General features: G+C 63.6%; 22 protein-coding genes. 16 read left to right on the top strand and 6 right to left on the bottom strand.

Going from position 1 to position 21,271, the window contains the following annotated elements; translation table 11 throughout:
- The first annotated feature begins 39 nt into the window (after positions 1–39).
- The 3 genes from AC1DYJ_RS25145 (at position 40) to AC1DYJ_RS25135 (ending at position 2,313) form a co-directional block, all read left to right on the top strand.
- Complete coding sequence (locus AC1DYJ_RS25145; protein WP_436261115.1) at positions 40–348, top strand: putative quinol monooxygenase; 309 nt, start codon at positions 40–42, stop codon at positions 346–348.
- Between the two features lie 78 nt (positions 349–426).
- On the top strand, positions 427–1,515 hold the full coding sequence (locus tag AC1DYJ_RS25140) for an AbrB family transcriptional regulator (protein WP_477285418.1): 1,089 nt from the start codon (positions 427–429) through the stop codon (positions 1,513–1,515).
- 45 nt (positions 1,516–1,560) lie between these two features.
- Positions 1,561–2,313, top strand: a complete 753-nt coding sequence (locus AC1DYJ_RS25135; RefSeq protein ID WP_477285551.1) for an SDR family NAD(P)-dependent oxidoreductase — start codon at positions 1,561–1,563, stop codon at positions 2,311–2,313.
- 9 nt (positions 2,314–2,322) lie between these two features.
- On the opposite strand, the gene AC1DYJ_RS25130 is transcribed toward AC1DYJ_RS25135, so the two are convergent.
- The gene (locus AC1DYJ_RS25130) at positions 2,323–3,219 is read right to left on the bottom strand and encodes a LysR family transcriptional regulator (RefSeq protein WP_477285420.1); all 897 of its coding nucleotides are present in this window, start codon (positions 3,217–3,219) and stop codon (positions 2,323–2,325) included.
- 148 nt (positions 3,220–3,367) lie between these two features.
- Between AC1DYJ_RS25130 and AC1DYJ_RS25125 the strand changes: the two genes are divergently transcribed.
- Positions 3,368–4,903, top strand: a complete 1,536-nt coding sequence (locus AC1DYJ_RS25125) for an MFS transporter (RefSeq protein ID WP_477285422.1) — start codon at positions 3,368–3,370, stop codon at positions 4,901–4,903.
- 6 nt (positions 4,904–4,909) lie between these two features.
- On the opposite strand, the gene AC1DYJ_RS25120 is transcribed toward AC1DYJ_RS25125, so the two are convergent.
- The 3 genes from AC1DYJ_RS25120 to AC1DYJ_RS25110 form a co-directional block, all read right to left on the bottom strand.
- Complete coding sequence (locus tag AC1DYJ_RS25120) at positions 4,910–5,224, bottom strand: nuclear transport factor 2 family protein (RefSeq protein ID WP_477285424.1); 315 nt, start codon at positions 5,222–5,224, stop codon at positions 4,910–4,912.
- A gap of 154 nt (positions 5,225–5,378) precedes the next feature.
- On the bottom strand, positions 5,379–6,155 hold the full coding sequence (locus tag AC1DYJ_RS25115; RefSeq protein ID WP_477285426.1) for an esterase family protein: 777 nt from the start codon (positions 6,153–6,155) through the stop codon (positions 5,379–5,381).
- Positions 6,156–6,160: 5 nt separating this feature from the next.
- On the bottom strand, positions 6,161–7,324 hold the full coding sequence (locus AC1DYJ_RS25110) for an ATP-grasp domain-containing protein (RefSeq protein WP_477285428.1): 1,164 nt from the start codon (positions 7,322–7,324) through the stop codon (positions 6,161–6,163).
- Positions 7,325–7,798: 474 nt separating this feature from the next.
- Here AC1DYJ_RS25110 and leuA point away from each other — a divergent pair, with 474 nt between their 5' ends.
- The 4 genes from leuA to AC1DYJ_RS25090 all read left to right on the top strand — a co-directional run bounded on the left by leuA (position 7,799) and on the right by AC1DYJ_RS25090 (position 13,029).
- Positions 7,799–9,475 carry a 2-isopropylmalate synthase gene (gene leuA, locus AC1DYJ_RS25105; protein WP_477285553.1) on the top strand — a complete coding sequence of 559 codons (1,677 nt, stop codon included), beginning with the start codon at positions 7,799–7,801 and terminating at the stop codon, positions 9,473–9,475.
- 194 nt (positions 9,476–9,669) lie between these two features.
- Positions 9,670–11,436: a tetratricopeptide repeat protein gene (locus tag AC1DYJ_RS25100; protein WP_477285430.1), complete on the top strand. Its 1,767-nt coding sequence runs from the start codon at positions 9,670–9,672 to the stop codon at positions 11,434–11,436.
- Positions 11,437–11,537: 101 nt separating this feature from the next.
- Complete coding sequence (locus AC1DYJ_RS25095) at positions 11,538–12,341, top strand: alpha/beta fold hydrolase (protein ID WP_477285432.1); 804 nt, start codon at positions 11,538–11,540, stop codon at positions 12,339–12,341.
- Between the two features lie 70 nt (positions 12,342–12,411).
- Entirely contained in the window at positions 12,412–13,029 is a 618-nt protein-coding gene (locus tag AC1DYJ_RS25090; protein ID WP_477285434.1) for a hypothetical protein, read from the top strand.
- On the opposite strand, the gene AC1DYJ_RS25085 is transcribed toward AC1DYJ_RS25090, so the two are convergent.
- Positions 13,019–13,954 carry a metallophosphoesterase family protein gene (locus AC1DYJ_RS25085; protein WP_477285555.1) on the bottom strand — a complete coding sequence of 312 codons (936 nt, stop codon included), beginning with the start codon at positions 13,952–13,954 and terminating at the stop codon, positions 13,019–13,021. The genes AC1DYJ_RS25090 and AC1DYJ_RS25085 overlap by 11 nt on opposite strands.
- A 71-nt stretch (positions 13,955–14,025) precedes the next feature.
- On the opposite strand from AC1DYJ_RS25085, the gene AC1DYJ_RS25080 reads away from it, so the two are divergent.
- Complete coding sequence (locus AC1DYJ_RS25080) at positions 14,026–14,526, top strand: NUDIX domain-containing protein (protein ID WP_477285436.1); 501 nt, start codon at positions 14,026–14,028, stop codon at positions 14,524–14,526.
- Between the two features lie 58 nt (positions 14,527–14,584).
- Entirely contained in the window at positions 14,585–15,064 is a 480-nt protein-coding gene (locus AC1DYJ_RS25075; protein ID WP_477285438.1) for an ABZJ_00895 family protein, read from the top strand.
- A 10-nt stretch (positions 15,065–15,074) separates the two neighbouring features.
- Here the strand turns inward: AC1DYJ_RS25075 and AC1DYJ_RS25070 are convergent, their stop codons facing one another.
- Positions 15,075–16,061 carry a glutathione S-transferase family protein gene (locus tag AC1DYJ_RS25070; protein WP_477285440.1) on the bottom strand — a complete coding sequence of 329 codons (987 nt, stop codon included), beginning with the start codon at positions 16,059–16,061 and terminating at the stop codon, positions 15,075–15,077.
- A gap of 272 nt (positions 16,062–16,333) precedes the next feature.
- Here AC1DYJ_RS25070 and AC1DYJ_RS25065 point away from each other — a divergent pair, with 272 nt between their 5' ends.
- From AC1DYJ_RS25065 to AC1DYJ_RS25040, 6 genes are all read left to right on the top strand, one after another.
- Positions 16,334–16,870 carry a GNAT family N-acetyltransferase gene (locus AC1DYJ_RS25065; protein WP_477285442.1) on the top strand — a complete coding sequence of 179 codons (537 nt, stop codon included), beginning with the start codon at positions 16,334–16,336 and terminating at the stop codon, positions 16,868–16,870.
- Positions 16,871–17,101: 231 nt separating this feature from the next.
- The gene (locus tag AC1DYJ_RS25060; RefSeq protein ID WP_477285444.1) at positions 17,102–17,863 is read left to right on the top strand and encodes a 3-hydroxyacyl-CoA dehydrogenase; all 762 of its coding nucleotides are present in this window, start codon (positions 17,102–17,104) and stop codon (positions 17,861–17,863) included.
- A 6-nt stretch (positions 17,864–17,869) separates the two neighbouring features.
- Positions 17,870–19,042 carry a CaiB/BaiF CoA transferase family protein gene (locus tag AC1DYJ_RS25055; RefSeq protein WP_477285446.1) on the top strand — a complete coding sequence of 391 codons (1,173 nt, stop codon included), beginning with the start codon at positions 17,870–17,872 and terminating at the stop codon, positions 19,040–19,042.
- A 36-nt stretch (positions 19,043–19,078) separates the two neighbouring features.
- A complete protein-coding gene (locus AC1DYJ_RS25050) occupies positions 19,079–19,849 on the top strand; it encodes a HugZ family pyridoxamine 5'-phosphate oxidase (protein WP_477285448.1) in 771 nt (256 codons plus the stop codon).
- A 163-nt stretch (positions 19,850–20,012) separates the two neighbouring features.
- A complete protein-coding gene (locus AC1DYJ_RS25045) occupies positions 20,013–20,351 on the top strand; it encodes an ArsR/SmtB family transcription factor (RefSeq protein WP_477285450.1) in 339 nt (112 codons plus the stop codon).
- Positions 20,352–20,407: 56 nt separating this feature from the next.
- The gene (locus tag AC1DYJ_RS25040) at positions 20,408–21,202 is read left to right on the top strand and encodes a TrmH family RNA methyltransferase (RefSeq protein WP_477285452.1); all 795 of its coding nucleotides are present in this window, start codon (positions 20,408–20,410) and stop codon (positions 21,200–21,202) included.
- Positions 21,203–21,271: the final 69 nt, after the last annotated feature.

Here is a 21,271-nt window from a genome sequence, read left to right as displayed (position 1 = left end):
CGTTCTGCGAGCGTTTGCTGAGGTTTGGAGGGGAAGGCAATGTACGGATTGATCGGCAAGATGCGGGCGGCGCGCGGCCAGCGCGACGCGATCATGGACGTCCTGCTCGCCTCGACGGGCGCCATGCCGGGCTGCCTGAGTTATGTCATCGCCCGCGATCCGGCCGATGCCGACGCGATCTGGGTGACCGAAGTGTGGACCGACGCCGCGAGCCACAAGGCGTCGCTGCAGCTGCCCGAAGTCCAGGCCGCGATCGCCAAGGCGCGGCCGATCATCGCCGGCTTCGAATTCCAGGTCGAGACCCATCCCGCCGGCGGCTTCGGCCTGGCCGAGACCAAAACCGGCTGACATCCCAAGCAACGCAGACCTTGAATTCGGTTCGCGGACAGGGTTCGCATTTCTCTTCTCCAGGTCTAAGACCCTGATATGGACTCCTCGCCAGAACAGCCGGCCGTCGAACGCATGGCGCGCATGCGTCCGGTCTGGCAGTGGCTGGTGCTGCTGATTTTCTCGCTGCTGTTTGCCGGCGCACTGGAATACGCTGCACTGCCCGCCGCCCTGCTGATCGGCCCGATGCTGGCGGCGATCCTTGCCGGCACCAACGGCGCCACGGTGCGCGTGCCGCGCCCGCTGTTCGGCGCCGCCCAGGCCGTCGTCGGCTGCCTGGTCGCGGCGTCGATCTCGGCCGACATCTTTTCGGTCTTCTACAAGGAATGGCCGCTGTTTCTCGTCGTGGTGCTGGCGACCCTTGCGGCGTCCAGCCTGCTTGGCTGGCTGATCAGCCGCTGGCGCATTCTGCCCGGCACCACCGCGGTCTGGGGCTCGTCGCCAGGTGCGGCCACCGCCATGGTGCTGATGGCCGGCGCTTTCGGCGCCGACCAGCGCCTCGTTGCCTTCATGCAATATCTGCGCGTCATCTTCGTCTCGATGACGGCGGCATTTGTCGCCAAGATGTGGGTCGACACCTCCGGCGTCGAAATCCCAGCCATTGTCTGGTTCCCGCCGATCGACGCAATGGCCTTTGCCGCCACGCTCGGCGTGGCGCTGGTCGGCGGCCTCCTCGGCCGCTTGTGCCGGTTGCCCTCACCATTCTTCCTCGGCACCTTTATCTTCGGCACCATCGTCCATCTCGGCTTTGGCGTGGCGATGCAATTGCCGCCATGGCTGCTGGCGCTCTCCTATGCGATGGTCGGGTGGTCGATCGGGCTGAACTTCACCCGGGCGATCCTGCGCCATGCGACGCGGGCACTGCCGCAGATCGTCGGCTCGATCGTCGTGCTGATCGCCTTTTGCGGCGGGCTTGCCTGGCTGATCAGCCATCTCCTCGGCATCGATCCGCTGACCGCCTATCTCGCAACCAGCCCCGGCGGCATGGACAGCGTCGCCATCATCGCCGCCGCGGCGCAGAACGTCGACATCTCCTTCGTCATGGCGCTGCAGTCGGCCCGTTTCCTGGTCGTGCTCATCGCCGGACCGAGCATAGCGCGGCTGGTGGCGAGAGCCGTCAGGGACTGAGCTTCAAAAATCCAGGGAAGAGGAAAATTGCCCATGAACCGTCGCGTGAATGCTGTCGATCTCTCAGGCCGTGTCGCCGTGGTGACCGGCGGCGCGCAAGGCATCGGCCTTGCCGTTGCCCGACGCCTGCTGTCGTCGGGCGCCAGCGTTGCCATCTGGGATGTCGACCAGGCCGCGATGAAGAACGCCGACGCCGAACTCGCCCCGCTCGGCCGGGTCGAGACCGTGCTTTGCGATCAATCGCTGATCGACGCCGTCGACAGCGCAGCAAAGCAAACCGAGCGCTCGCTCGGCCCGGTCGATCTGCTGGTCAACAATGCCGGCATCGCCGGGCCGGCGGCAACCGTGGTGGACTATGATCCAGCCGCCTGGCGCCAGATCATCGACATCGACCTCAACGGCGTCTTCTACTGCTGCAAGCGTCTGGTGCCCGGCATGATCGCGCGCGGCTACGGCCGCATCGTCAACGTCGCCTCGGTGGCCGGCAAGGAAGGCAATCCCAATGCCGCCGCCTATTCCGCTGCCAAGGCCGGCGTGCTGGCGCTGACAAAATCGCTCGGCAAGGAACTCGCCGGCCACGACATCGCCGTCAACGCGCTGACCCCGTCGCCCGCCCGCACCCGCATCCTCGAACAGCTCACCGAGGCGCAGGTCGCCTACATGCTGGGCAAGGTGCCGCGCGGCCGGTTCGTCGAAGTCGAAGAGGCGGCCGCCATGGTCGCCTTCATGCTGTCGGACGAAAACTCCTTCACGACGGGCGCGACGTTCGACCTGTCCGGCGGGCGCGCCACTTACTGAGAAGCAGCACTACGATCCGCTCAGCGTCGCGGCAAGCCGATCGGGAAGGAAATCAACGAAAGCGCGCACCTTCGGCGCGAGATGGCGGTTGGATGGCCACAGCAGCCGGAACTGGCCGCGACCGTCGACATGGTCGTCCAACACAGTGCGCAGCGTGCCGTCGCGCAGCGCGTCACGGACCAGGAAATCAGGCATGGAGCTGATGCCGAGTCCGGCCATCGTGGCGCCCTTCAGCGCCTCGGTATTGTTGCAGGTCAGCATCGAGCGAACCTGCGGCTCGGCGCTGCCGCCGATGAACGGCCAGCCCTGCAGCTTGCCGCTGTTGGGAAAGCGGAAGCGTATGCCGTAATGGTTCACGAGATCGTCCGGTCCGCTCGGGTTGCCGTGCTGCTTGAGATAGGAAGGCGCCGCGCACAACAGCAGCCGAAACGGCGCGAGCGGCCGCGCCACCAGGCGTGAATCCGGCAGGTCGCCGCTGCGGATTGCGATGTCGACGCCTTCGTCGATGAGGTCGACGATGCGATCATTGAAGTCGATGTCGAGCTCGATCTCGGGATAGCGCGCCATGAACTCCGACAGCACCGGGAACAGCAAATGATAGGTCACGATCGGCGTCGAAACGCGCAGCCGCCCATGTGGCGTTTCCCGTGTCCGCGACAGCATCGCCTCGGCATCGTCGATGTCGTCGAGGATGCGCCGCACCCGCTCGTTGAAAAGCTTGCCCTCCTCGGTCAGGCCGATGCGGCGCGTGCTGCGCTGTAACAGCCGCACGCCGAGATCCTGCTCCAGCCTGGCGACGCTCTTGCCGACGGCCGATGCCGAGATGCCGAGCGTTCGGCCGGCAGCGATGAAGCTGCCGAACTCAGCCGTGCGGGCAAAGGCCAGAAGGCCGTTGAGGCGCTCCATGGCGCTCCTCCATTCGAGCGTTTTAGTCCGGTATATCTGGAGATTTAATACTATTTTTCTGGGAATGTCGCTGGCCTATCTTCTCGTCACGACCGGCGCCGGGCTCCCAACGGTAGGCCGGCGGATCCTGCTTCAGATAGGAAAATCCATGACTTCGAAGACTATAAACGGTGCGGCCGCGCCATGGCTCGTCCTGCTGTCGGTATGCCTTGCCGCCATGACCATGCCTTTGACCTTCACCGGCCCGGCCGTCGCACTCTCGCGCATTGCAGCCGATCTCGGCGGCAGCCCGATCGCACTCAACTGGGTGACGAACGCCTTCATGCTGACCTTTGGCGCCACCCTGATGGCGCTGGGCGCGCTCGCAGATAATCATGGCCGCAAGCGGATGTTCATTGTTGGCCTCGGCCTCTATGTCCTGGCCACGCTGGGCGCGATGCTGGCGCCTGACATCGTCTGGTTCGACACGCTTCGGGCTGCGCAAGGGCTCGGCAGTGCCGCCGCCTTCGCCGGTGGCGCCTCCGCGCTTGCCCAGGAGTTCGAGGGCCAGTTGCGGCTGCGCGCCTTCTCTTTCCTCGGCACCAGTTTCGGCATCGGCCTCGCCTTCGGACCGATCGCGTCGGGTCTCATCATCGAAGCCTTCGGCTGGCGGTCGATCTTCGTTCTGGTGGTAGCGCTTGCGATTGCTGCCGCTCTGCTCGGCCTGCGCACCATCAAGGAATCGCGCGATCCCGATGCGATCGGCCTCGACTGGGCGGGCGCGGGCACTTTCACCGTCGCTCTGGCCACGCTGACCTATGGCGTGCTGCAGGCGCCGCAGAGCGGCTGGAGCGATCCGCTCGTCATCGCGCTGCTTGCCATGGCTGTTCTCTTCTTTTCCGCTTTCGTCATCGTCGAACAGCGCGTTCGACGGCCGATGCTCTATCTCTCGCTGTTCCGCTTTCCCCGCTTCGTCGGCGTCCAGTTTCTGGCGGCGGCGCCGGCCTATGGCTTCGTCGTCCTGCTGGTGCTGTTGCCGATCCGCTTCATCGGCATCGAGAGGATGAGCGAGATCGAGGCCGGGCAATTGATGATCTGCCTGTCGGGGCCGCTGCTGATCATGCCTCTGCTCGCCGGCCAGCTGGCACGCTGGATCGCGCCGGCGACGATCTGCGGCGTCGGCCTGTTGATTGCCGCCGGCAGCCTGGTCTGGCTGAGCCTGACGCCGCCGATCGCCCTCGCTTTGGTGGCGCCGCTGGTGCTGATCGGCGTCGGCATCGCTTTGCCCTGGGGGCTGATGGACGGGCTTGCCGTCAGCGTCGTGCCAAAGGAGCGCGCCGGCATGGCGGTCGGCATCTTCAACACCACCCGCGTCGCCTGCGAGGGCGTCGCGCTGGCGATCGTCATGGCTGTCTTGTCGGGTTTCACGGCAGCGCAACTGGTGACCCAGGGAACAGCATCTTCCCCGAGCGCAACCGCCGCCGCCCAGCTGCTGGTGACCGGCAATGTCGGCGAGGCGGCAGCCCGCTTGCCCGGTGCCGGAACCACGGTCCTGATCCAGGCCTACGAGGCGGCGTTCGACAGGCTGCTGATCGTGCTGGCGGCAATCACCGTCGTCACCGCTCTTGTCGTCTTCCTCGGCTTGCGGCGCGCATCGGCGCCGGAACACGGGACCACGCCTCTACCGGTAAGCCAGGAAAGCTAGGCGAACTCAACTGATGACGAGGCTCGCTATGCGGTCGCCGTCCAGCGTGAAGACCATGTCCCCTTCGCCGTTGAAGCCATTGCCTTTGACGGCGATGCGGACGTGGTAGCTGCCTTGCGCCTCGGCGATGCGGATAATGCGGAGGCTGGAGTTCACGCCGATATTGTCCGACTGATTCCAGCGCGCGATCTCAGCGCGGCCATGGAATGACCGTCCCCAGTCGGTCAAGGATGCATTTGCCGTGAACGTGTCGAGAAACACCTCGGTGTCACCCGCATTGGTGGCTTCGACAAAGCGGCGGATGGGTTCGGGTGTGGTCATTCATCTGTGCCCAAGGTGCGTTGAGATTCAGGTCAGGCTGAGTCGAAAATGGTTGATACCGAGAACCGGAGCGGAGCGTACTTTTCGTACGTGAGCACCGGAAGCGCAGGTATCAACCATTTGCAGGCCAGCCTCACCTGAATATCAACGCACCTTAGTCCAACCTATGCATCAGGTCCTCATCCAGCCAGCGGCCGAAGAAATAGACCAGCTGCTTGTGCCACCACGGCCAGTCGTGGCTGACATCGCCACCCCAATAGTCGACCCAGGCCGGAATGGATTTGTCGCGCAGGATATGTTCCAGTCTGCGCGTCTCCACCAGCATGCGCTCTTCCCAGGCGCCCTGCCCGCAACAGAAGATCATCCGCAGCGCCTTCAGCCGCGCCAGCAGTTTGGGGTCGACGATGCCAGGCAAATAGTCGAGCGGCGAATTGTAGAAGATATCGCCTTCAAGCGCCTTGCCGAAGAAGTCGCGCGCCGAATAGACGCCCGACAGGGCAATCACGCCGCTGGCGAGTTCGGGAAAGCGGAAGACAAAGTTCGAGGAATGGTAGCCGCCCATCGAGCAGCCGGTGAACAGCGGCTTGAGCTTGCGCCCGCCATTGGCCTGAGCGGCCGTGGCCAGGAATTCCGGCAGCGCCTCCTCGCGGACATAGCGGAAATAGGCTTCGTGGCGACCGATGCGGTGCGCGGCGTCGGCATGCTTGTTGAAGAAGGATTCCGAATCGATGCCGTCGACCGCGAACAGCTGGATGCGGCCGGTGTCGATGAATTCGGCCAGCGCGCCCACCCCGCCGGAATCCTCGAACTGGTAGAACCGCCCCTGCGAGGTCGGGAACACCACCACCGGCCGGCCGGCATGGCCGTAGCGCTTGTATTCCATGTCGCGGCCGAGCTTTTCCGAGAAATGCTTGTGATAGGAAATGTCCATCGCGTTTAGGCCTTTTCCGCGTGGATATAGGCGACTGCCGCGCGCAGCGCTGCTTCGTCCTTGGAGCGCATCTGATAGGCGTAATTTCCCATGGCGCGGCTGAAAACCTTTTCTATCGGCTGATGGTGGACGATCTTGTCGCGATGCGCGGCTAGCACGTCCTCATGGCTGTGCAAATAGTGGAGGTGGTGCTTGCGGCTGGCATAGGCGGTGAAATACTTGCCCTCGTAGGGTCCGCCGGCGGCGTCCTTCACCACCATGTCTGCCCATGCCGCATAGACGTCGATATCGAACGTGTAGTTGATCGCATCGGTCATCCAGGCGCCGGGCGGCCGCATGTTGACTTCGAGCGCGATGATACGGTCCTTGGTCTCGAACAGCTCGATGTGGAAGAAACGCTCGCGCACGTCGAACGCCTTCAGGATCTTGCGACCGGCCTCCTCCACCGCCGGGTTGATCCTGGGAAAGCAGGTGTAGCTCATGTGGCGGTCCTTGTTGACCACCTCCATGACGCTCTGGTCGTAGCGGTGGCTTGCCGCCAGCACCACCTCGCCGTCGCGGTTGACCAGCCCGTCGAAGGTCACCACCAGGCCTTCGATGAACTCCTCCATGACGAAGGTCACATCCTCGGGCTTGTCCCGGAAGAACTGGTCGAGCTCTTTGGCGTTGGAAATCTTGAAGGTGTTCGAGGCGCCCGAGCCGGAATCCGGCTTCACCACCACGGGATAGCCGACGCGGCGGATGAAGGTCATGGCGCCTGCCCGGTCGGAGCATTTGCGCTGCGCAATCGTAGCGACGCCGCTCTTGCGGAAGAAGGCGCGCATGCGGCTCTTGCGCTTGAGATTCTTCACGAAATCGAGCTTGGTGCCGTAGATGTTGAAGTCGGTGCGGATGTTGGCTTCCAGTTCCAGCCAATGCTCGTTGAGCGACTCGAAACGGTCGATGCGGCCCCATTTATGGATGAAATGGCCCATCGCCCGGAATACGAGATCGTAATTCTCCATATCGGCGATGCGGTAATATTCCGAAAGTGCCGTCTTCAGCTTGCCGTCCAGCGCCTCGTAAGGCGCGTCGCCGATGCCCAGCACCGTGGCGCCGGCCTTCTTCAGCCGGTCGCAGAAGTCGGCGCCGTTGGTCGGAAAATGCGGCGAGAAGAAAACGAAATTCATGGATGACCCCCTCTCGACAGCGAAGCACTGCGACCTCGGCTACACACAAGTTTGGCGCATTTGCCGCGCATGGGGAAGAGCGCTCGCGAGCGGTGGAACGGCAGCCCACTTGCCTGTCCCTGGCGGCTCCTGTATGAAACCCGCCATGAACACGCGCGCCTCCTCCGTCGCTTCCCGTCCGACCGGCTTTGCCGGCGAGACCGTGCGCGCGCTGGCATCGACCCTGCTTCTTCTCGGCCTTATCGGCGATCGCCGGGTTCGCTGAAGGAGCGCCCGGCGGTCGAACCGCCGCTTACGCGCACGCTCCTTGGCCATTGGCAATTCACATCAAGCGAACGAAAATCTGGTAAGGCGCCGCTCGCCACCAATCCGTCTGAGGACCGATCCGTGAGCCGCCGGGAGAACAAGACGATGAACGCACGAGAAGAGATCCGATCCGGCGAAGCCGAAAGCGTAAAACGCGCGGCCGGCCACATGCCGGGCGCTGCCCGCAAATACCAACCCTATCCGACCGTCGGCCTCACCGACCGCACCTGGCCCAACAAGGTCATCGACAAGGCGCCGATCTGGTGTTCGGTCGACCTGCGCGACGGCAACCAGGCGCTGATCGATCCGATGGGCCATGAGCGCAAGGCGCGCATGTTCGCCCTCCTGCTCGACATGGGCTTCAAGGAGATCGAGATCGGTTTCCCCTCGGCCTCGCAGACCGACTTCGATTTCGCCCGCTGGTGCATCGAACAAGGCAATGTGCCGGCCGATGTCTCGCTGCAGGTGCTGGTGCAGTGCCGTCCCGAACTCATCACCCGCACCTTCGAGGCGCTGAAGGGCGCTACCAATCCGATCGTACATTTCTACAATTCGACCAGCGAGTTGCAGCGCCGCGTCGTCTTCGAGAAAGACGTCGGCGGCATCAAGCGCATCGCCACCGACGCGGCCAAGATGATCACCGACATGGCCGCCAAGGCCGGCGGCGGCTACCGCTTCGAATATTCGCCGGAGAGCTTTACCGGCACCGAACTCGAAGTCGCGCTGGAGATCTGCAACGCCGTCACCGAGATCGTGAAGCCGACGCCCGACAACAAGCTCATCATCAACCTGCCCTCGACGGTCGAGATGTCGACGCCCAACATCTATGCCGACCGCATCGAATGGATGTGTCGCAACCTCGACAACCGCGACAACCTGTTGATTTCGCTGCACCCGCACAACGATCGCGGCACCGGCATCGCCACCACCGAACTCGGCCTGATGGCGGGTGCCGACCGCGTCGAAGGCACGCTGTTCGGCAATGGCGAGCGTACCGGCAATGTCGACATCGTCACCCTGGCGCTCAACATGTACACGCAAGGCGTCGATCCCCATCTGGATTGCTCCGACATCAACCGGATGAAGGACGTCTACGAATATTCCAACCAGCTGAAGATCACTGAGCGCCACCCCTACGTCGGCGAACTCGTCTACACCGCCTTTTCCGGCTCGCACCAGGATGCCATCAACAAGGGCATGAAGGCTTTGAAGAAGGCCAACACGCCGGTCTGGGAAGTGCCCTATCTGCCGATCGATCCGGCCGATGTCGGGCGCAGCTACGAGGCGATCATCCGCATCAACTCGCAGTCCGGCAAAGGTGGCATCGCCTATGTGCTGCAGGCCGACTACGGCCTCAATCTGCCGCGCAACCTGCAGATCGAGTTCAGCCAGGAGATCCAGGCGATCACCGACGCCGAAGGCAAGGAAGTGCCGGCCAAGCGCATCCATGACCGCTTCCTCGAGACCTATGTCGACCAGCCCGGCGGTCGGATCAAATTCCTCGACCATCAAACCTATCCCGACACCGAGAAAAAGGGTCGGCGCGTGGTCGAGGCGGTGATCCTCGACAACGGCAAGGAGACGACCATCACCGGCTCCGGCACCGGCCCGATCGACGGCTTCGTCGATGCGCTGTCGCGCCATGTCGGCGTCGACATGTCGGTGCTCGACTATTCCGAGCATTCGCTCCAGCGCGGCTCGAACGCCTCGGCGATCTCCTATGTCGAGATGGAATATCCAGGCGGCAAGCTGTTCGGCGCCGGCATCAACACCAACATCGTCGCCGCCTCGCTGGAAGCCGTGGTTTCGGCCGCCAACCGCATCATCGGCCGCAAGGTCAGCTGATATCCTCCCGGGCGCCGCTTCTTCGCGGCGTCCGGATATCCCCCGTTTGCCGGGGGAATTGCCGGTTTTTTCGTGTTAACCATCGGCAATTATCCGGTGCGGTACGCGATCGCATAATATTTGGATGCTTGTGTGGTGGTGCAGGCGCTATATTATCGCGCCTTAACCTGTGCCGACTTCGAGAGGATCGACACTTGCAGCATGCCACGCCTGCCGCCCCCGCAGTGCGCGAGACACTGGAACGACTGCTCGCCAGCGAAACGTTCGGACGATCCGAACGCGCACGCAAGTTGTTGCGCTACCTTGTGGAGCGCGAGCAAGCCGGCGAAGCCGACAGGCTCAAGGGTTTCTCCATCGCCATGGACGTCTTCGGCAAGGACGGCGATTTCGATTCGTCGACCGATGCGGTGGTCCGGGTGCAGGCCGGCCGGCTGCGCGAACTTCTCCAGCATTATTTCGCCAATGAGGGCATAGCCGAACCGGTCCGCATCGCCATTCCACGCGGTGGCTATGTTCCGTCCTATGAACTCAACGCCATACGCCTGCCGGTTGGGCAGGAGCCGGTGGCGCTGGCGCAGGCGGTAGCCGCCTTGCCCGGATCGCCTGACCAGGCGGCTCCTGCCGCGGCTCCCGAGGCGTCGGTGGCTACGGAACCTGGGTCTTCGCTGGCGCGCCATCTCCAGTTCTTCTGGGGCGCCGTGGCGTTGGTCATCCTTATGCTGGGCGTGCTCATCCTGCGCCAGGGCAGCGGCGCATTGCTTGCCGGCAGCGACCCGGCGGCGGTGGTCGAGACCGCGGGCGCGACGAGCAGCATCGCATCGCCGTCGATGGAAGCCCTGCCCCTCGTCTACATCGCCGTAAAGGCCACCGGCCCCGAGGCCGGCCGTGTCGCTGCCTCGCTGCGCGCCGGTCTTGCCGGTTTCGACACCATCGACTTCATCGGCCGTGACGCCGACAGCAAGCGCGACCCGAGCACCGACCCGACCAGCTTCGTTTTCGATGTCCTGCAGGGACCGATGGCAGGTGACGTGACGCTCGAACTGCAGAGCGTGGCGACCGGACGTGTGCTTTTGTCCCGCAATCTGATGGCGGCCGACAGCGCACCTGGCGCCGTCGAGGATCGTATCGCCGCCATCCTCAGTTCGACCATTCCCGCCTCCGGCCCGCTCTACAGCTACATCGAACAGAACGGCATCCAGACCGGGCTGACGAGCTGCCTTATCCTCAACGACAGATACTATCTCGACCAGAGCACCAAGACCCACGAGGCCGCCTATCGCTGCCTGGACAACCTCGCCAGCCAGGGTGCGAAATCGTCGCTCGTCTATTCGGAACTTGCCTCGCTGACCCTTGAGGCTGCCACCGATCATTACGCCTATCCGCCTGGCGCGACGGTCGAACAGGCGATGTCTTTTGCTCATCGCGCCATCCAGATGGGACCGACCAGCCCCTATGCGCACCGCGCATACGGTTACCTTTACTCGCGCCTCGGCAACACCGAGGAAGCGATCCGTTGGATGCGCAAGGCCTATGAGCTCAACCCCTACGACCTCAGCATGGCTGCCGCTTACGGCTATGGCCTGATCTTCGCCGGCAAATATGCCGAGGGAACACCGATCCTGACCCATGCCGTCGAGACGTTCAGCGGCCACCCGACCTGGTGGGATTACGGACTCTTCGCCGGGCAGTTCATGCTGGGCGATATGAACAAGGCCGCGATCGCCAGCGAGTCGCTGCGCACGACGGCGATGAAATCGCATTATCTGGCGGCGCGGCTGATCGGCGCCAAGGCTGCCGGCCGCGATCAGCTGGCGGCCAAGCTTCTCGATGAACTGAACACCAAATTCCCAAAATTCGCCGCCGATCCGCGCGCAGCCTTCGCCGAGCGGAAATATCCCGCCGATCTGGCGGACCGGCTGGTCGAGGCATTGCACGCCGCGGGCCTCGGCAGCGCCAGCTGATATAGGATCGCGAAAATTTTACTGGCCATCGGTCTGGACTGGGAGCAATTCAGCCCCAATCCGAAATTTCCTGTCCGATCTTGCAACAATCATACATTTTCATGGTCTCATCCCTCTATGTTGCCGAGCGGGGCGCCGGGCCGAAGGCCGTCGTCCTGTTGCATGGCTTCGGCGGCTGCCATGACATCTGGCGCGAGGTGACCGCAGCACTGGCGCCCGGGATCAGAACACTGGCCTACGATCTTCCGGGACACGGGCTGTCACTCGATTTCCCGGGCAGCGGTCCGGCCAGGACAGCGGCGCGAGCGGTTCTCGCCGATCTGACCGCGCGCGGGATAGGACGGGTGCATGTCGCCGGTCATTCGATGGGTGGTGCGGTAGCTGCCCTGATGGCATTGGCCGAGCCTGATAGGATAGCCTCGCTGACGCTTGTGGCGCCTGGCGGTGTTGGCCCGGAGATCAACGGACCGCTGTTGCGCCGTTACGCGGCGGCGGCCGACAGGCGTGAAATCCGCGCCAGCCTTGCCGCCATGTCCGGACCGCAAAGCCCGCCGCCCGAACGCGTCGTTGGCGTCCTGGCGGAAGGACGCCGTCGCCCCGGCCAGTTGCGCAAGCTGATCGAGATCGCAGCCGTCGTGACCAGGGATGAGCGGCAGGGCGTCATCCCCCGCGAACAGTTCGACACGCTCAACATGCCGGTGATGGTGGTTTGGGGAACGGACGATCCGGTGCTGCCCGTCACCCAGGCTGATAGCCTGCCGGCGCATTTTCATATCCATCACGTGCTCGATGCCGGCCATATGCTGGTCGAAGAAGTGCCAGGCGTGATCGCCCAGGCCTTGCGCCGGAACATGGGCCGTCGTGGCAGGCGTGTGCGTCCGACACTGGGCGCCGCGGCGAGCTGAACCTCGATCTCGCCAGTGCATTTTTCCGGCGGCTGTGTTAACTCGCTCTTAACCATATTAGCGAGGGATAATGAAGGACTCAGACGAGCAATTCACCTCTTTGACCCCGTCGCGCAAACTGTCCGATGCCATTCGCGACGTAAAGAACGCCTTCGCCGATCGCGACGATGTCGTGGTCGACATGCGCGAGGCGCACCGTATGCGGCTCGATTTGCTTGCTGCCGAACTCACCCCGGTCTTTGCTGACGTACCCGCCGACATGGACAATTTCGACTTCGTCGTCTCCTCCGGCCTGCAGCCGCGGCTGTGGATCGACGCCGTCAGCCATGTCGCCATGGGGCGCGACCGCCGCACCTACCGCTTCCTCAGAGATACCCGCATCGGCCGCGTCGTGCTCGCCGAATCGACCGATATGAAACCGGTCGTCGATCAGGTCACGCGCTATGTGGCGGAGCGTATTGTCGAGCGTCAGCGCATGATGGAAGGCGGCGTCGAGCCAGCGGTTGCCGGCCTCAACCGCGCCACCGTGCGGGAAGCCGAACCACCCCTGCAAGCAGCCGCATCAGCCAAGCGCTGGTCGACCTTCCTGTCCAGCCTCGGCCTGGTCGCCGCCGGCATGCTGGTTGGCCTTGCTGTGGCCGCCGCGCTGTTCTGGGATCGCCTGATGGCGATGAAGATCAGCTTCTGATAAGCGATTGCGAGGCCTCGGCATCGACGCCGAGCTCGACCACCTGCAGGTCCGACGGCGGTATGGCCGGCCCTGTCAGGCCGCGTCGCGTTAGCCTGATCCGCCAGTTGCCCTTTTCGCCGTCCATATCGAGCAGATTATACTGCGCCGCCGGGTTCTTGCCGCCGGGCGACTGACCGGCAGCGGCAACGCCGACAACCGGAATCCTGGTGCCGCGGCCGCCGATGAAGAACAGCGACGGCAGATGCGAATGGCCGTGCAGAACAAGCTCGGCGCCGTGCCGGTGAACGATCTTGTGGAAGCGCGAGATGCCGAACAGGCGCTTTTGCTGGGTGACGGCGCCGCGCACCGGCGGATGATGGATCATGATCACCCGCAACAGCCCGCGTTTGGCCGTAGCGTCGAGCACCGAGGCCAGCCTTTGCGCCTGTCCCTCGAGGAAGAAGCCATTGGCCATGAAGGGCGCGGTGGCACGCGCCGTCGAGACTCCGATCAGCGCGACATTGCCGCGCACGCGCAGATAGGGAAAGGTGTTGCGGTCGATCGGCGCAGTCACGCCGTCGCCGGTCATCCATGCTGCCCAGGAGCGGCAGACCTTGTCGAAGGCGCCCGGCACATAGGCGTCGTGATTGCCCGGCACCACCGAGACATCTTCCGGCGAGCCCAGCGTCTCCAGCCAGTGTTTTGCCATCTCGATCTCGCCATCCAGCGCCAGATTGACCAGATCGCCGGTAACAGTGAGGTGGTCGGGACCGCTCGCCTTCATGTCGGCGACGATGGTGTCGATGACGGCATCGTGCATGTGGCGGCGGCGGTTGCGCTGCCAGTTGACGTAACCGACCACGCGCTTGGACGCGAGTTCGCGATAGGTTACACCGGGAAGCGGCCCCAGATGGACATCGGAAATATGCGCGAGCCTGAACATCCTTCCTTCATAGGCGACGCGCCCTGCGCTTTCCACTCACTGTTTCCTGTCCACTCGCGGTTTCGCTAGCGATGGCGATATCGGACCCGGAGCAGGCCTTCCGCCAGACCGGCTGGGCGGGCCTCAGGGCAAGGCTGTTCCATCTCTATTTCCTGCTGCGGCGGCCAATGACGCTCGGCGTGCGCGGCCTGATCCACGATCGCGCGTCGAACTCCGTCTTCCTCATCCGCCACACCTATGTTCCCGGCTGGCAGTTGCCGGGCGGTGGCGTCGAAGTGGGCGAAACGCTTGGCGAAGCGCTGGCGCGGGAATTGACGGAGGAAGGCAACGTCGCACTCACCGCCCCACCGCTGCTGAAGTCGATGCATTTCAACCGCCGCTCTAGCCGCCGCGACCATGTCGCCTTCTACCTGATCGAGGCCTTCAGCCAGACGGCGCCGAAGCTGCCGGACCACGAGATCGCCGAAGCCGGCTTCTTCCCGCTCGACCGTTTGCCCGAGGGCACGACACCGGCAACGCTGCGGCGGATTGGTGAGGTTTTTGGGAGAAACCCGGTGTCGCCTTACTGGTAGACTTGATTTGCTTGCAGTATTTCAGCTTACTCCTGCTAGAAATATGGGGGCAAGCGTCATGGACGTCGAACAAGTAAAATCAGTAAATGTCTGGCCTTATGTCGGATTCTATACTCTGATGATGATAGGCTTGACCGCTGTCTTTATCATCTTCGCGCTTCTATTCCCCTCACTGGGGGACAGCATCGGCAAGGCAGCCGGTTTCGGCATCTCGTTTGGGTCAACGTCGTTTGCCTCCTACAAATTCATCCGCAAGTACCTTCGGCTTTTCAATCGGCCAGAGTATTGGAAAATAACGCTTTATTCGACTCTGGTCTCTTGCGTACTGTCATTTCTGCTGATGGGTCTCGCGGTCGCGGGCGGCGCCGTTCCGGACAGCGATACCCTTCCGCCCCTGGTTTGGATTTTTATCCTGCTGCTTGCCGGACTTGTCGCCTTCGGCATTAATGCCGCGGGCTACTCAAGCAGCATTGGCAAGACTTATTTGAAGGCAGAACTTGCCAGGCAGGCTCGAACCAGCAGCGAGCCTTTCAGCTAGTCCGTGGCCTTCACGCCGCCTTCCTGAACCGCGCCCGGTCGTGCGGCGCGCCGTAGTCCAGCTCCGGCCCCACCGGCACGATGCGCGTCGGGTTGATACTTTGGTGACTGCCGTAATAATGCGTCTTGATGTGGTGCAGGTTCACCGTGCCGGCGACGCCGGGCACCTGGTAGAGATCGCGCAGGTAGTTCGACAGGTTCGGATAGTCGGCGATGCGGCGCAGATTGCATTTGAAATGGCCGACATAGACCGGGTCGAAACGCACCAGCGTGGTGAACAGCCGCCAGTCGGCCTCGGTGATGCGCTCGCCGGTGAGGTAGCGCTGTTTTGACAGCCTCTCCTCCAGCGTTTCGAGCGCCGAGAACAACTCTCCAAAGGCTTCTTCATAGGCCGCTTGCGTGGTGGCAAAGCCGGCGCGGTAGACGCCATTGTTGATGGCCGGAAAGACCAGCGCATTGACCTTGTCGATCTCGCCGCGCAGCGCCGGTGGATAGAAATCGATGCCGGCATCGCCCCATTCGTCGAAGGCGGAATTGAGCATGCGGATGATCTCGGAGGATTCGTTGGAGACGATGGTCTGTTCTTTTTTGTCCCACAGCACCGGCACCGACACCCGGCCCGAATAGGCGGGATCGGCCTTGGTGTAGATCTGATGCAGGAAATCCAGACCGTTGACCGTGTCGCCGGTGGCGCCGTCTTCGGCCAGAAAAGTCCAGCCGTCGGCGCCGAGGAAATGGTGGACGACCGAGACCGAGATGACGCCCTCGAGCTTCTTCAGAACGCGAAAAATCAGCGTGCGGTGCGCCCACGGACAGGCGAGCGAGACATAAAGATGGTAGCGGCCTGGTTCGGCCTTGAAGCCGGGCGTGCGGCCTTGCGCCGGCGCTCCATCACGCGTGATCCAGTCACGCCACTGCGTCTCGGCGCGGATGAACCTGCCGCCGCTATCGACTTTGACCGGGCGGTCCTGCCATTTGCCTTCGACCAGCAAACCCATGCGAAATCTCCTTGCCTGCGTTAGCGAATGTAGGCGCAAAGCGGCAATGTCGAAGTCGTCATCTGCTGAACAGAGCGTCACTCGTCCGAAATGCCTGATGAAAGCGACCGATTGCAGCGGCTGAAAAATGATGCTAGCGGACACCTCGCATGTTCGACTTTGCCTCCATTCGGTTTGACCGACGACGAAAGGGCGCCCGCGCTTGACAAAGCGCTGACTGGCGAACGCTGCCGCTTGCAGCAACCTTCCTCGTATATCGGACCGCGAAGACCATGAGCCTTGCCGACGTGAAATACCTGCCGGAAACTCCGGCGCATGACCCCGAAATCGAAGCCATCAACGACGAAGCGTTCGGGCCCGGCCGCTTCGTGCTGGCCGCCTACAAGATCCGCGAGGCCGGCGGCCACGAGCGCTCGCTGTCCTTTGTCGCCGTCGACGGTGACATCGTCGTCGCTTCGGTGCGCATGACCCGCATCGCCGCCGGCGCCGGCCGCGCGCTGATGCTCGGGCCGCTTGCCGTGCGCCCTGCCTTCAAGAATCTCGGCATCGGCCGCCGGCTGGTGGCCATTGCGTTGGAGGCGGCTGTCAAGATCGGCGCGCCGGCGGTGATCCTTGTCGGCGATGAGCCCTATTACGGCCCGCTCGGTTTCAGAAAAATCCCGCGCGGCCAGATTTCCATGCCACGCCCGGTCGACCTCGACCGGCTGCTGTCGCACGAGATCGTGCCCGGTGCCGTGGCGCGGCTCTCCGGCGAGGTCTGCCATGCCAGCTTTGCCAGGATTGCCGAGAACATCCCGGCGATGGCCTGATCCCCAGAGCAATTCCAGGAAAAGTGTGCGCGGTTTTCCCAGGGAAAAGCGCGAAGCGCTTTCCCTTGGGAGTTGCGTCAAAACAAAGAGATAGAGCGGTTCGCGTTTCCCTGAAACGATGAACCGCTCTAGGTCAATCTCGACACCTTGTCGTGATTGATCCCGGTCCCTCAGGTTGCACCATGGCGGCGACCTCCGTAGCATGACCCGCAAAAGCAGGGAGGACGCGGCATGAACCCGAACGGCCAGATTGCGATCGTAACCGGCGGCGGCTCCGGCCTCGGCGAAGCAACCGCACGCGCGCTGGCCGACAAGGGCGCGCGCGTTGCCATTTTCGATATCGGCATCGACCGGGCAGCGAAGGTGGCGGGCGACATCGGCGGCACCGCCATCCAGTGTGACGTCAGCAGTGCCGACAGCGGTGCGGCCGCGGTCGCGGAGGTGGAAAAAAGGCTTGGCCCCGCGCGCATCCTGGTCAATTGCGCCGGCATCGCCATCGGCGTGAAAACCATCGGCAAGGATGGCCCGCATCCGCTCGACCAGTACCGCAAGGTGATCGAGATCAATCTCATCGGCACCTTCAACATGATCCGCCTTGTCGCCGACCGCGCCGCCAGGCTTGAGCCGCTGCAGGGCGGCGAGCGCGGCGTCATCGTCAACACGGCGTCGGTCGCCGCCTATGACGGCCAGATCGGCCAGGCCGCCTATGCCGCCTCCAAGGGCGGCGTCGTCGGCATGACGCTGCCGGTGGCCCGCGATCTCGCACGCTCCGGCATTCGCGTCTGCACCATCGCCCCCGGCATCTTCAAGACGCCGATGATGGCCGGCATGCCGCAGGAGGTGCAGGATTCGCTTGGTGCAGCCGTGCCCTTCCCGTCTCGCCTGGGCGAACCGTCCGAATATGCGGCGCTCGCCCTGCACATCGTCGAGAACCAGATGCTCAACGGCGAAACCATCCGTCTCGACGGGGCGATCCGAATGGCGCCGAAATAGACGGCGATGGCGGCCGGCGAAGCCGCAGTGAAGACCGGTCCGTTGGCCGGCCTCAAAATCATCGAGATGGCCGGGCTCGGCCCGGTGCCGCTGGCCGGACTGATGCTGTCGGAAATGGGCGCCGAGGTGCTGCGCATCGAGCGCGCCGGGTCGGACCAGCCTTTGCTGCCGCTCTCCGACGCGCACAATCTCGACCGTCACGGCCGTTCCATCCTGCGCGTTGACCTCAAGCAAGAGCAAGGCATCGAGCTGGTGCTGGGTCTCGTCGAGAAAGCCGATCTGCTGGTCGAGGGTTTTCGCCCCGGGGTGATGGAGCGGCTCGGTCTCGGCCCGGATACGGCACTGGCCCGCAACCCGGCGCTGATCTATGGCCGCATGACCGGCTTTGGCCAGGACGGGCCGCTGGCTGGCCGCGCCGGCCACGACATCACCTACCTCGCCTATTCCGGTGTGCTGCATGCCATCGGTCGGGAGAAAGGCCGGCCCGTGCCGCCGCTGAACCTGATCGCCGACAATGGCGGCGGCGCCATGATGCTGATCGCCGGCGTGCTCGCCGCGCTGTTTGAGCGTTCGCGCTCCGGCAAGGGCCAGGTGGTTGACGCGGCAATGGTCGAAGGCGCGTCGATGCTGGCGGCGCCCATACACGCCTTCATGGCGGCCGGCCTGTGGAGCGACCGGCGCGGCGCCAACCTGCTCGATTCCGGTGCGCCCTTCTACGACACCTATGAGACGGCGGACGGACGCCATGTCGCGGTCGGTTGCCTCGAGCCGCGCTTCTTCGTCGAATTCGCAAACCTGCTGCCGCTCGGCGAGCATTTTGTCCGCGGCCAGTACGACAAGGCGCTGTGGCCGCAGATGCGCGCCGCCATTGCCGGCCGGTTCCGGCAGAAAACACGCGACGACTGGGCCGGGCTGTTTGAGGAGACCGACGCCTGCGTTGCGCCGGTTTTGTCGCTGACAGAGGCCAGGAATCACCCGCATATCAGCGCTCGTCACGCATTTGTGAAGACGGGCGCGTTCGAGCGCCCGGCGCCCGCGCCGCGTTTCTCGGGCTCGCAGCCGTCGCTCGCCGCCATACCGGTCGACGACGACCAGCGGCCGCAAATCGTGCTGGCGCGCTTCGGCTTTTCGGCGGATGAGGTCAAAGCGCTTGTCAAATCCGGCCTGATTGGCCAATAACTGGACGATGAAAATCAACTTAACCCGGTGAGCATCTTGGACCAGCCGAAGAAGGACGTCATTCGCGCGACGGACGCCGAGGCGACCAGACTGGCTGCAACGCTGATCCGCAGCGCCCGTTTCGGCGCCATGGCGGTGATCGAGCCCAAAACCGGCTCGCCGCTGGCCTCTCGGGTCGGCGTCGCCACCGACATTGATGGCGCGCCGCTGATCCTTGTCTCGGCGTTGTCCGCTCACACCGGGGCGATGCTTGCCGAGCCGCGCTGCTCGCTGCTTGTCGGCGAACCCGGCAAGGGCGATCCGCTGGCGCATCCCAGGATAACGCTGGTCTGCCGGGCGCAGCCGCTTGAGCGCGGCTCGAGCGCGCATGCCCGCGCCGAGCGGCGCTATCTCAACCGCAACCCCAAGGCAAAGCTGTATTCCGGGCTCGGCGATTTTTCGATCTTCCGCCTCGAGCCGGAGCGCGCCAGCCTCAATGGCGGTTTTGGCAAGGCCTATCTGCTGGAACGTGCCGATCTCATCACCGATGGACCGATCGTCGACGAGCTGGCGGCCAGCGAACAGTCAGCCCTCGACCACATGAACGCCGACCACCTCGACGCAATCGCCGTCTATGCCCGTCATTTTGCCAAGGCCGAAGGTGATGGCTGGACCATGACCGGCTTCGATGCCGAGGGCATGGACCTGGCATCGGGCGACGCCGTTTGCAGGGTCTATTTTCCGCAACCATTGAAGACAGCGCGTGACCTGCGGCCGGTTCTGGTCGACATGGCCAGGGCCGGACGTGCGCCGGCTACGCAGGGTTAGCAAGGATAATCGTCATGAATCAAAAGCATGTCTTGAGATTTGGGCGAAATGATCTACGATTCAGGTAGCGCTGAATCAGCAGCGTGCATCCACAGCTGAATTATAGCACCCAACGCTATTTGCCCCCATAGCGTTCGGATGAGCAGGGAAACATGGGGCATCGATGGTCTCGACCAAATTAATCGCCAATGCCGAATCGGCGGCGACATTTCTGACCCTTATGGGCAACGAAAAGCGGCTTTTGATCATGAGCCATCTGACCGACGGTGAAATGTCGGTCGGTGCCATCGCCGAAAAGGTGGTGCTCAGCCAGTCCGCTTTGTCGCAACATCTGGCCAAGCTCAGAGCGCTCGACCTTGTCGAGACCCGCCGCGACCGGCAGATGATCTACTATTCGTGCAAGTCCGAAGCCGTGCGCGATCTCTTGCGCATGCTGGACGGCATTTTCGGCGCCGGCGATTTGTCCCAGATGGCAACGCGTCTGCGCCGCGCCGGGACTTGACCTGCCGCTCCGATCGCTCCTTACCTCGCTGACGATTTTCGCCGGCCGAGGTAATGATGGATCCGATCCAGATCGACGACGCGCGCGATCCGCGGGTCGCCGCCTATCTCGACATCCGCGAACGCGATCTCACCGGCCGCCATGGCCGGTTCGTCGCCGAAGGCAAGGTGGTGCTGGACGTCCTGCTGTCGGCCGGACGCTTCACCGCCGAGTCGGTCCTGGTTCTTGAAAACCGGCTGGCCGGGCTCGACGACATCTTGCGCAAGGCCCCTGCCGACCTGCCTGTTTACGTCGCGACAAGCGACATCATGGACAGGATCGCCGGCTTCCACATGCACCGCGGCATATTGGCGATCGGCAGCAAGGGCACCGCGCTGCCCGCCGAAGCCTTGCTGGAGACCTTGCCTGCGAACGCGCTGATCGTCGTGCTCGTCGGCATCGCCAACCACGACAATATGGGGTCGATCTTCCGCAACGCCGCCGCCTTCGGCGCCGATGCCGTATTTCTCGAAGCGACCTGCTGCGATCCGCTGTACCGCAAGGCGATCCGTGTCTCGGTCGGCGCGGCGCTGAAGGTTCCCTTTGCATCGTTTGAGGACACGACCGGTTTCATCACCGCACTCGGCCGTCTGGGCTTCAGCCAGTTTGCGCTGTCGCCACGTGGCGCGGCCGATATTCGCGACGCAGAGAGGACGAACCGGCTGGCGCTCTATCTCGGCACCGAAGGGGAAGGCCTGCCCGAAAGCCTGCTCGCTCGCCTGCAAACCGTGCGGATCGCCATGGCGCAAGGCTTCGACAGCCTGAATGTCGCCGCCGCCTCAGCGATTGCGCTGCATCATTTTTCGCGCTGATGCGCCTCGGCTGGCGTTAGGAGCCAGTCTGATGGAAGGCAAAAGTGGCCCCGGTTTTGAGAGAACGAC

The sequence above is a fragment of the Mesorhizobium sp. P2_B11 genome (assembly GCF_056404855.1).
The sequence above is the reverse complement of the archived record's forward strand: the minus strand, read 5'-3'. Positions and strand labels throughout refer to the sequence as shown.

What these genes read in the sequence shown, in the direction of transcription:
- AC1DYJ_RS25075 (WP_477285438.1), top strand. Translation starts at nt 14,585, where the DNA reads ATGGACGTCGAACAAGTAAAATCAGTAAATGTCTGGCCTTATGTCGGA.
- AC1DYJ_RS25145 (WP_436261115.1), top strand. Translation starts at nt 40, where the DNA reads ATGTACGGATTGATCGGCAAGATGCGGGCGGCGCGCGGCCAGCGCGAC.
- AC1DYJ_RS25110 (WP_477285428.1), bottom strand. Translation starts at nt 7,324, where the DNA reads ATGAATTTCGTTTTCTTCTCGCCGCATTTTCCGACCAACGGCGCCGAC.
- AC1DYJ_RS25040 (WP_477285452.1), top strand. Translation starts at nt 20,408, where the DNA reads ATGGATCCGATCCAGATCGACGACGCGCGCGATCCGCGGGTCGCCGCC.
- AC1DYJ_RS25140 (WP_477285418.1), top strand. Translation starts at nt 427, where the DNA reads ATGGACTCCTCGCCAGAACAGCCGGCCGTCGAACGCATGGCGCGCATG.
- AC1DYJ_RS25090 (WP_477285434.1), top strand. Translation starts at nt 12,412, where the DNA reads ATGAAGGACTCAGACGAGCAATTCACCTCTTTGACCCCGTCGCGCAAA.
- leuA (WP_477285553.1), top strand. Translation starts at nt 7,799, where the DNA reads ATGCCGGGCGCTGCCCGCAAATACCAACCCTATCCGACCGTCGGCCTC.
- AC1DYJ_RS25130 (WP_477285420.1), bottom strand. Translation starts at nt 3,219, where the DNA reads ATGGAGCGCCTCAACGGCCTTCTGGCCTTTGCCCGCACGGCTGAGTTC.
- AC1DYJ_RS25045 (WP_477285450.1), top strand. Translation starts at nt 20,013, where the DNA reads ATGGTCTCGACCAAATTAATCGCCAATGCCGAATCGGCGGCGACATTT.
- AC1DYJ_RS25055 (WP_477285446.1), top strand. Translation starts at nt 17,870, where the DNA reads ATGGCGGCCGGCGAAGCCGCAGTGAAGACCGGTCCGTTGGCCGGCCTC.
- AC1DYJ_RS25120 (WP_477285424.1), bottom strand. Translation starts at nt 5,224, where the DNA reads ATGACCACACCCGAACCCATCCGCCGCTTTGTCGAAGCCACCAATGCG.
- AC1DYJ_RS25060 (WP_477285444.1), top strand. Translation starts at nt 17,102, where the DNA reads ATGAACCCGAACGGCCAGATTGCGATCGTAACCGGCGGCGGCTCCGGC.
- AC1DYJ_RS25080 (WP_477285436.1), top strand. Translation starts at nt 14,026, where the DNA reads ATGGCGATATCGGACCCGGAGCAGGCCTTCCGCCAGACCGGCTGGGCG.
- AC1DYJ_RS25115 (WP_477285426.1), bottom strand. Translation starts at nt 6,155, where the DNA reads ATGGACATTTCCTATCACAAGCATTTCTCGGAAAAGCTCGGCCGCGAC.
- AC1DYJ_RS25085 (WP_477285555.1), bottom strand. Translation starts at nt 13,954, where the DNA reads ATGTTCAGGCTCGCGCATATTTCCGATGTCCATCTGGGGCCGCTTCCC.
- AC1DYJ_RS25125 (WP_477285422.1), top strand. Translation starts at nt 3,368, where the DNA reads ATGACTTCGAAGACTATAAACGGTGCGGCCGCGCCATGGCTCGTCCTG.
- AC1DYJ_RS25095 (WP_477285432.1), top strand. Translation starts at nt 11,538, where the DNA reads ATGGTCTCATCCCTCTATGTTGCCGAGCGGGGCGCCGGGCCGAAGGCC.
- AC1DYJ_RS25065 (WP_477285442.1), top strand. Translation starts at nt 16,334, where the DNA reads ATGAGCCTTGCCGACGTGAAATACCTGCCGGAAACTCCGGCGCATGAC.
- AC1DYJ_RS25070 (WP_477285440.1), bottom strand. Translation starts at nt 16,061, where the DNA reads ATGGGTTTGCTGGTCGAAGGCAAATGGCAGGACCGCCCGGTCAAAGTC.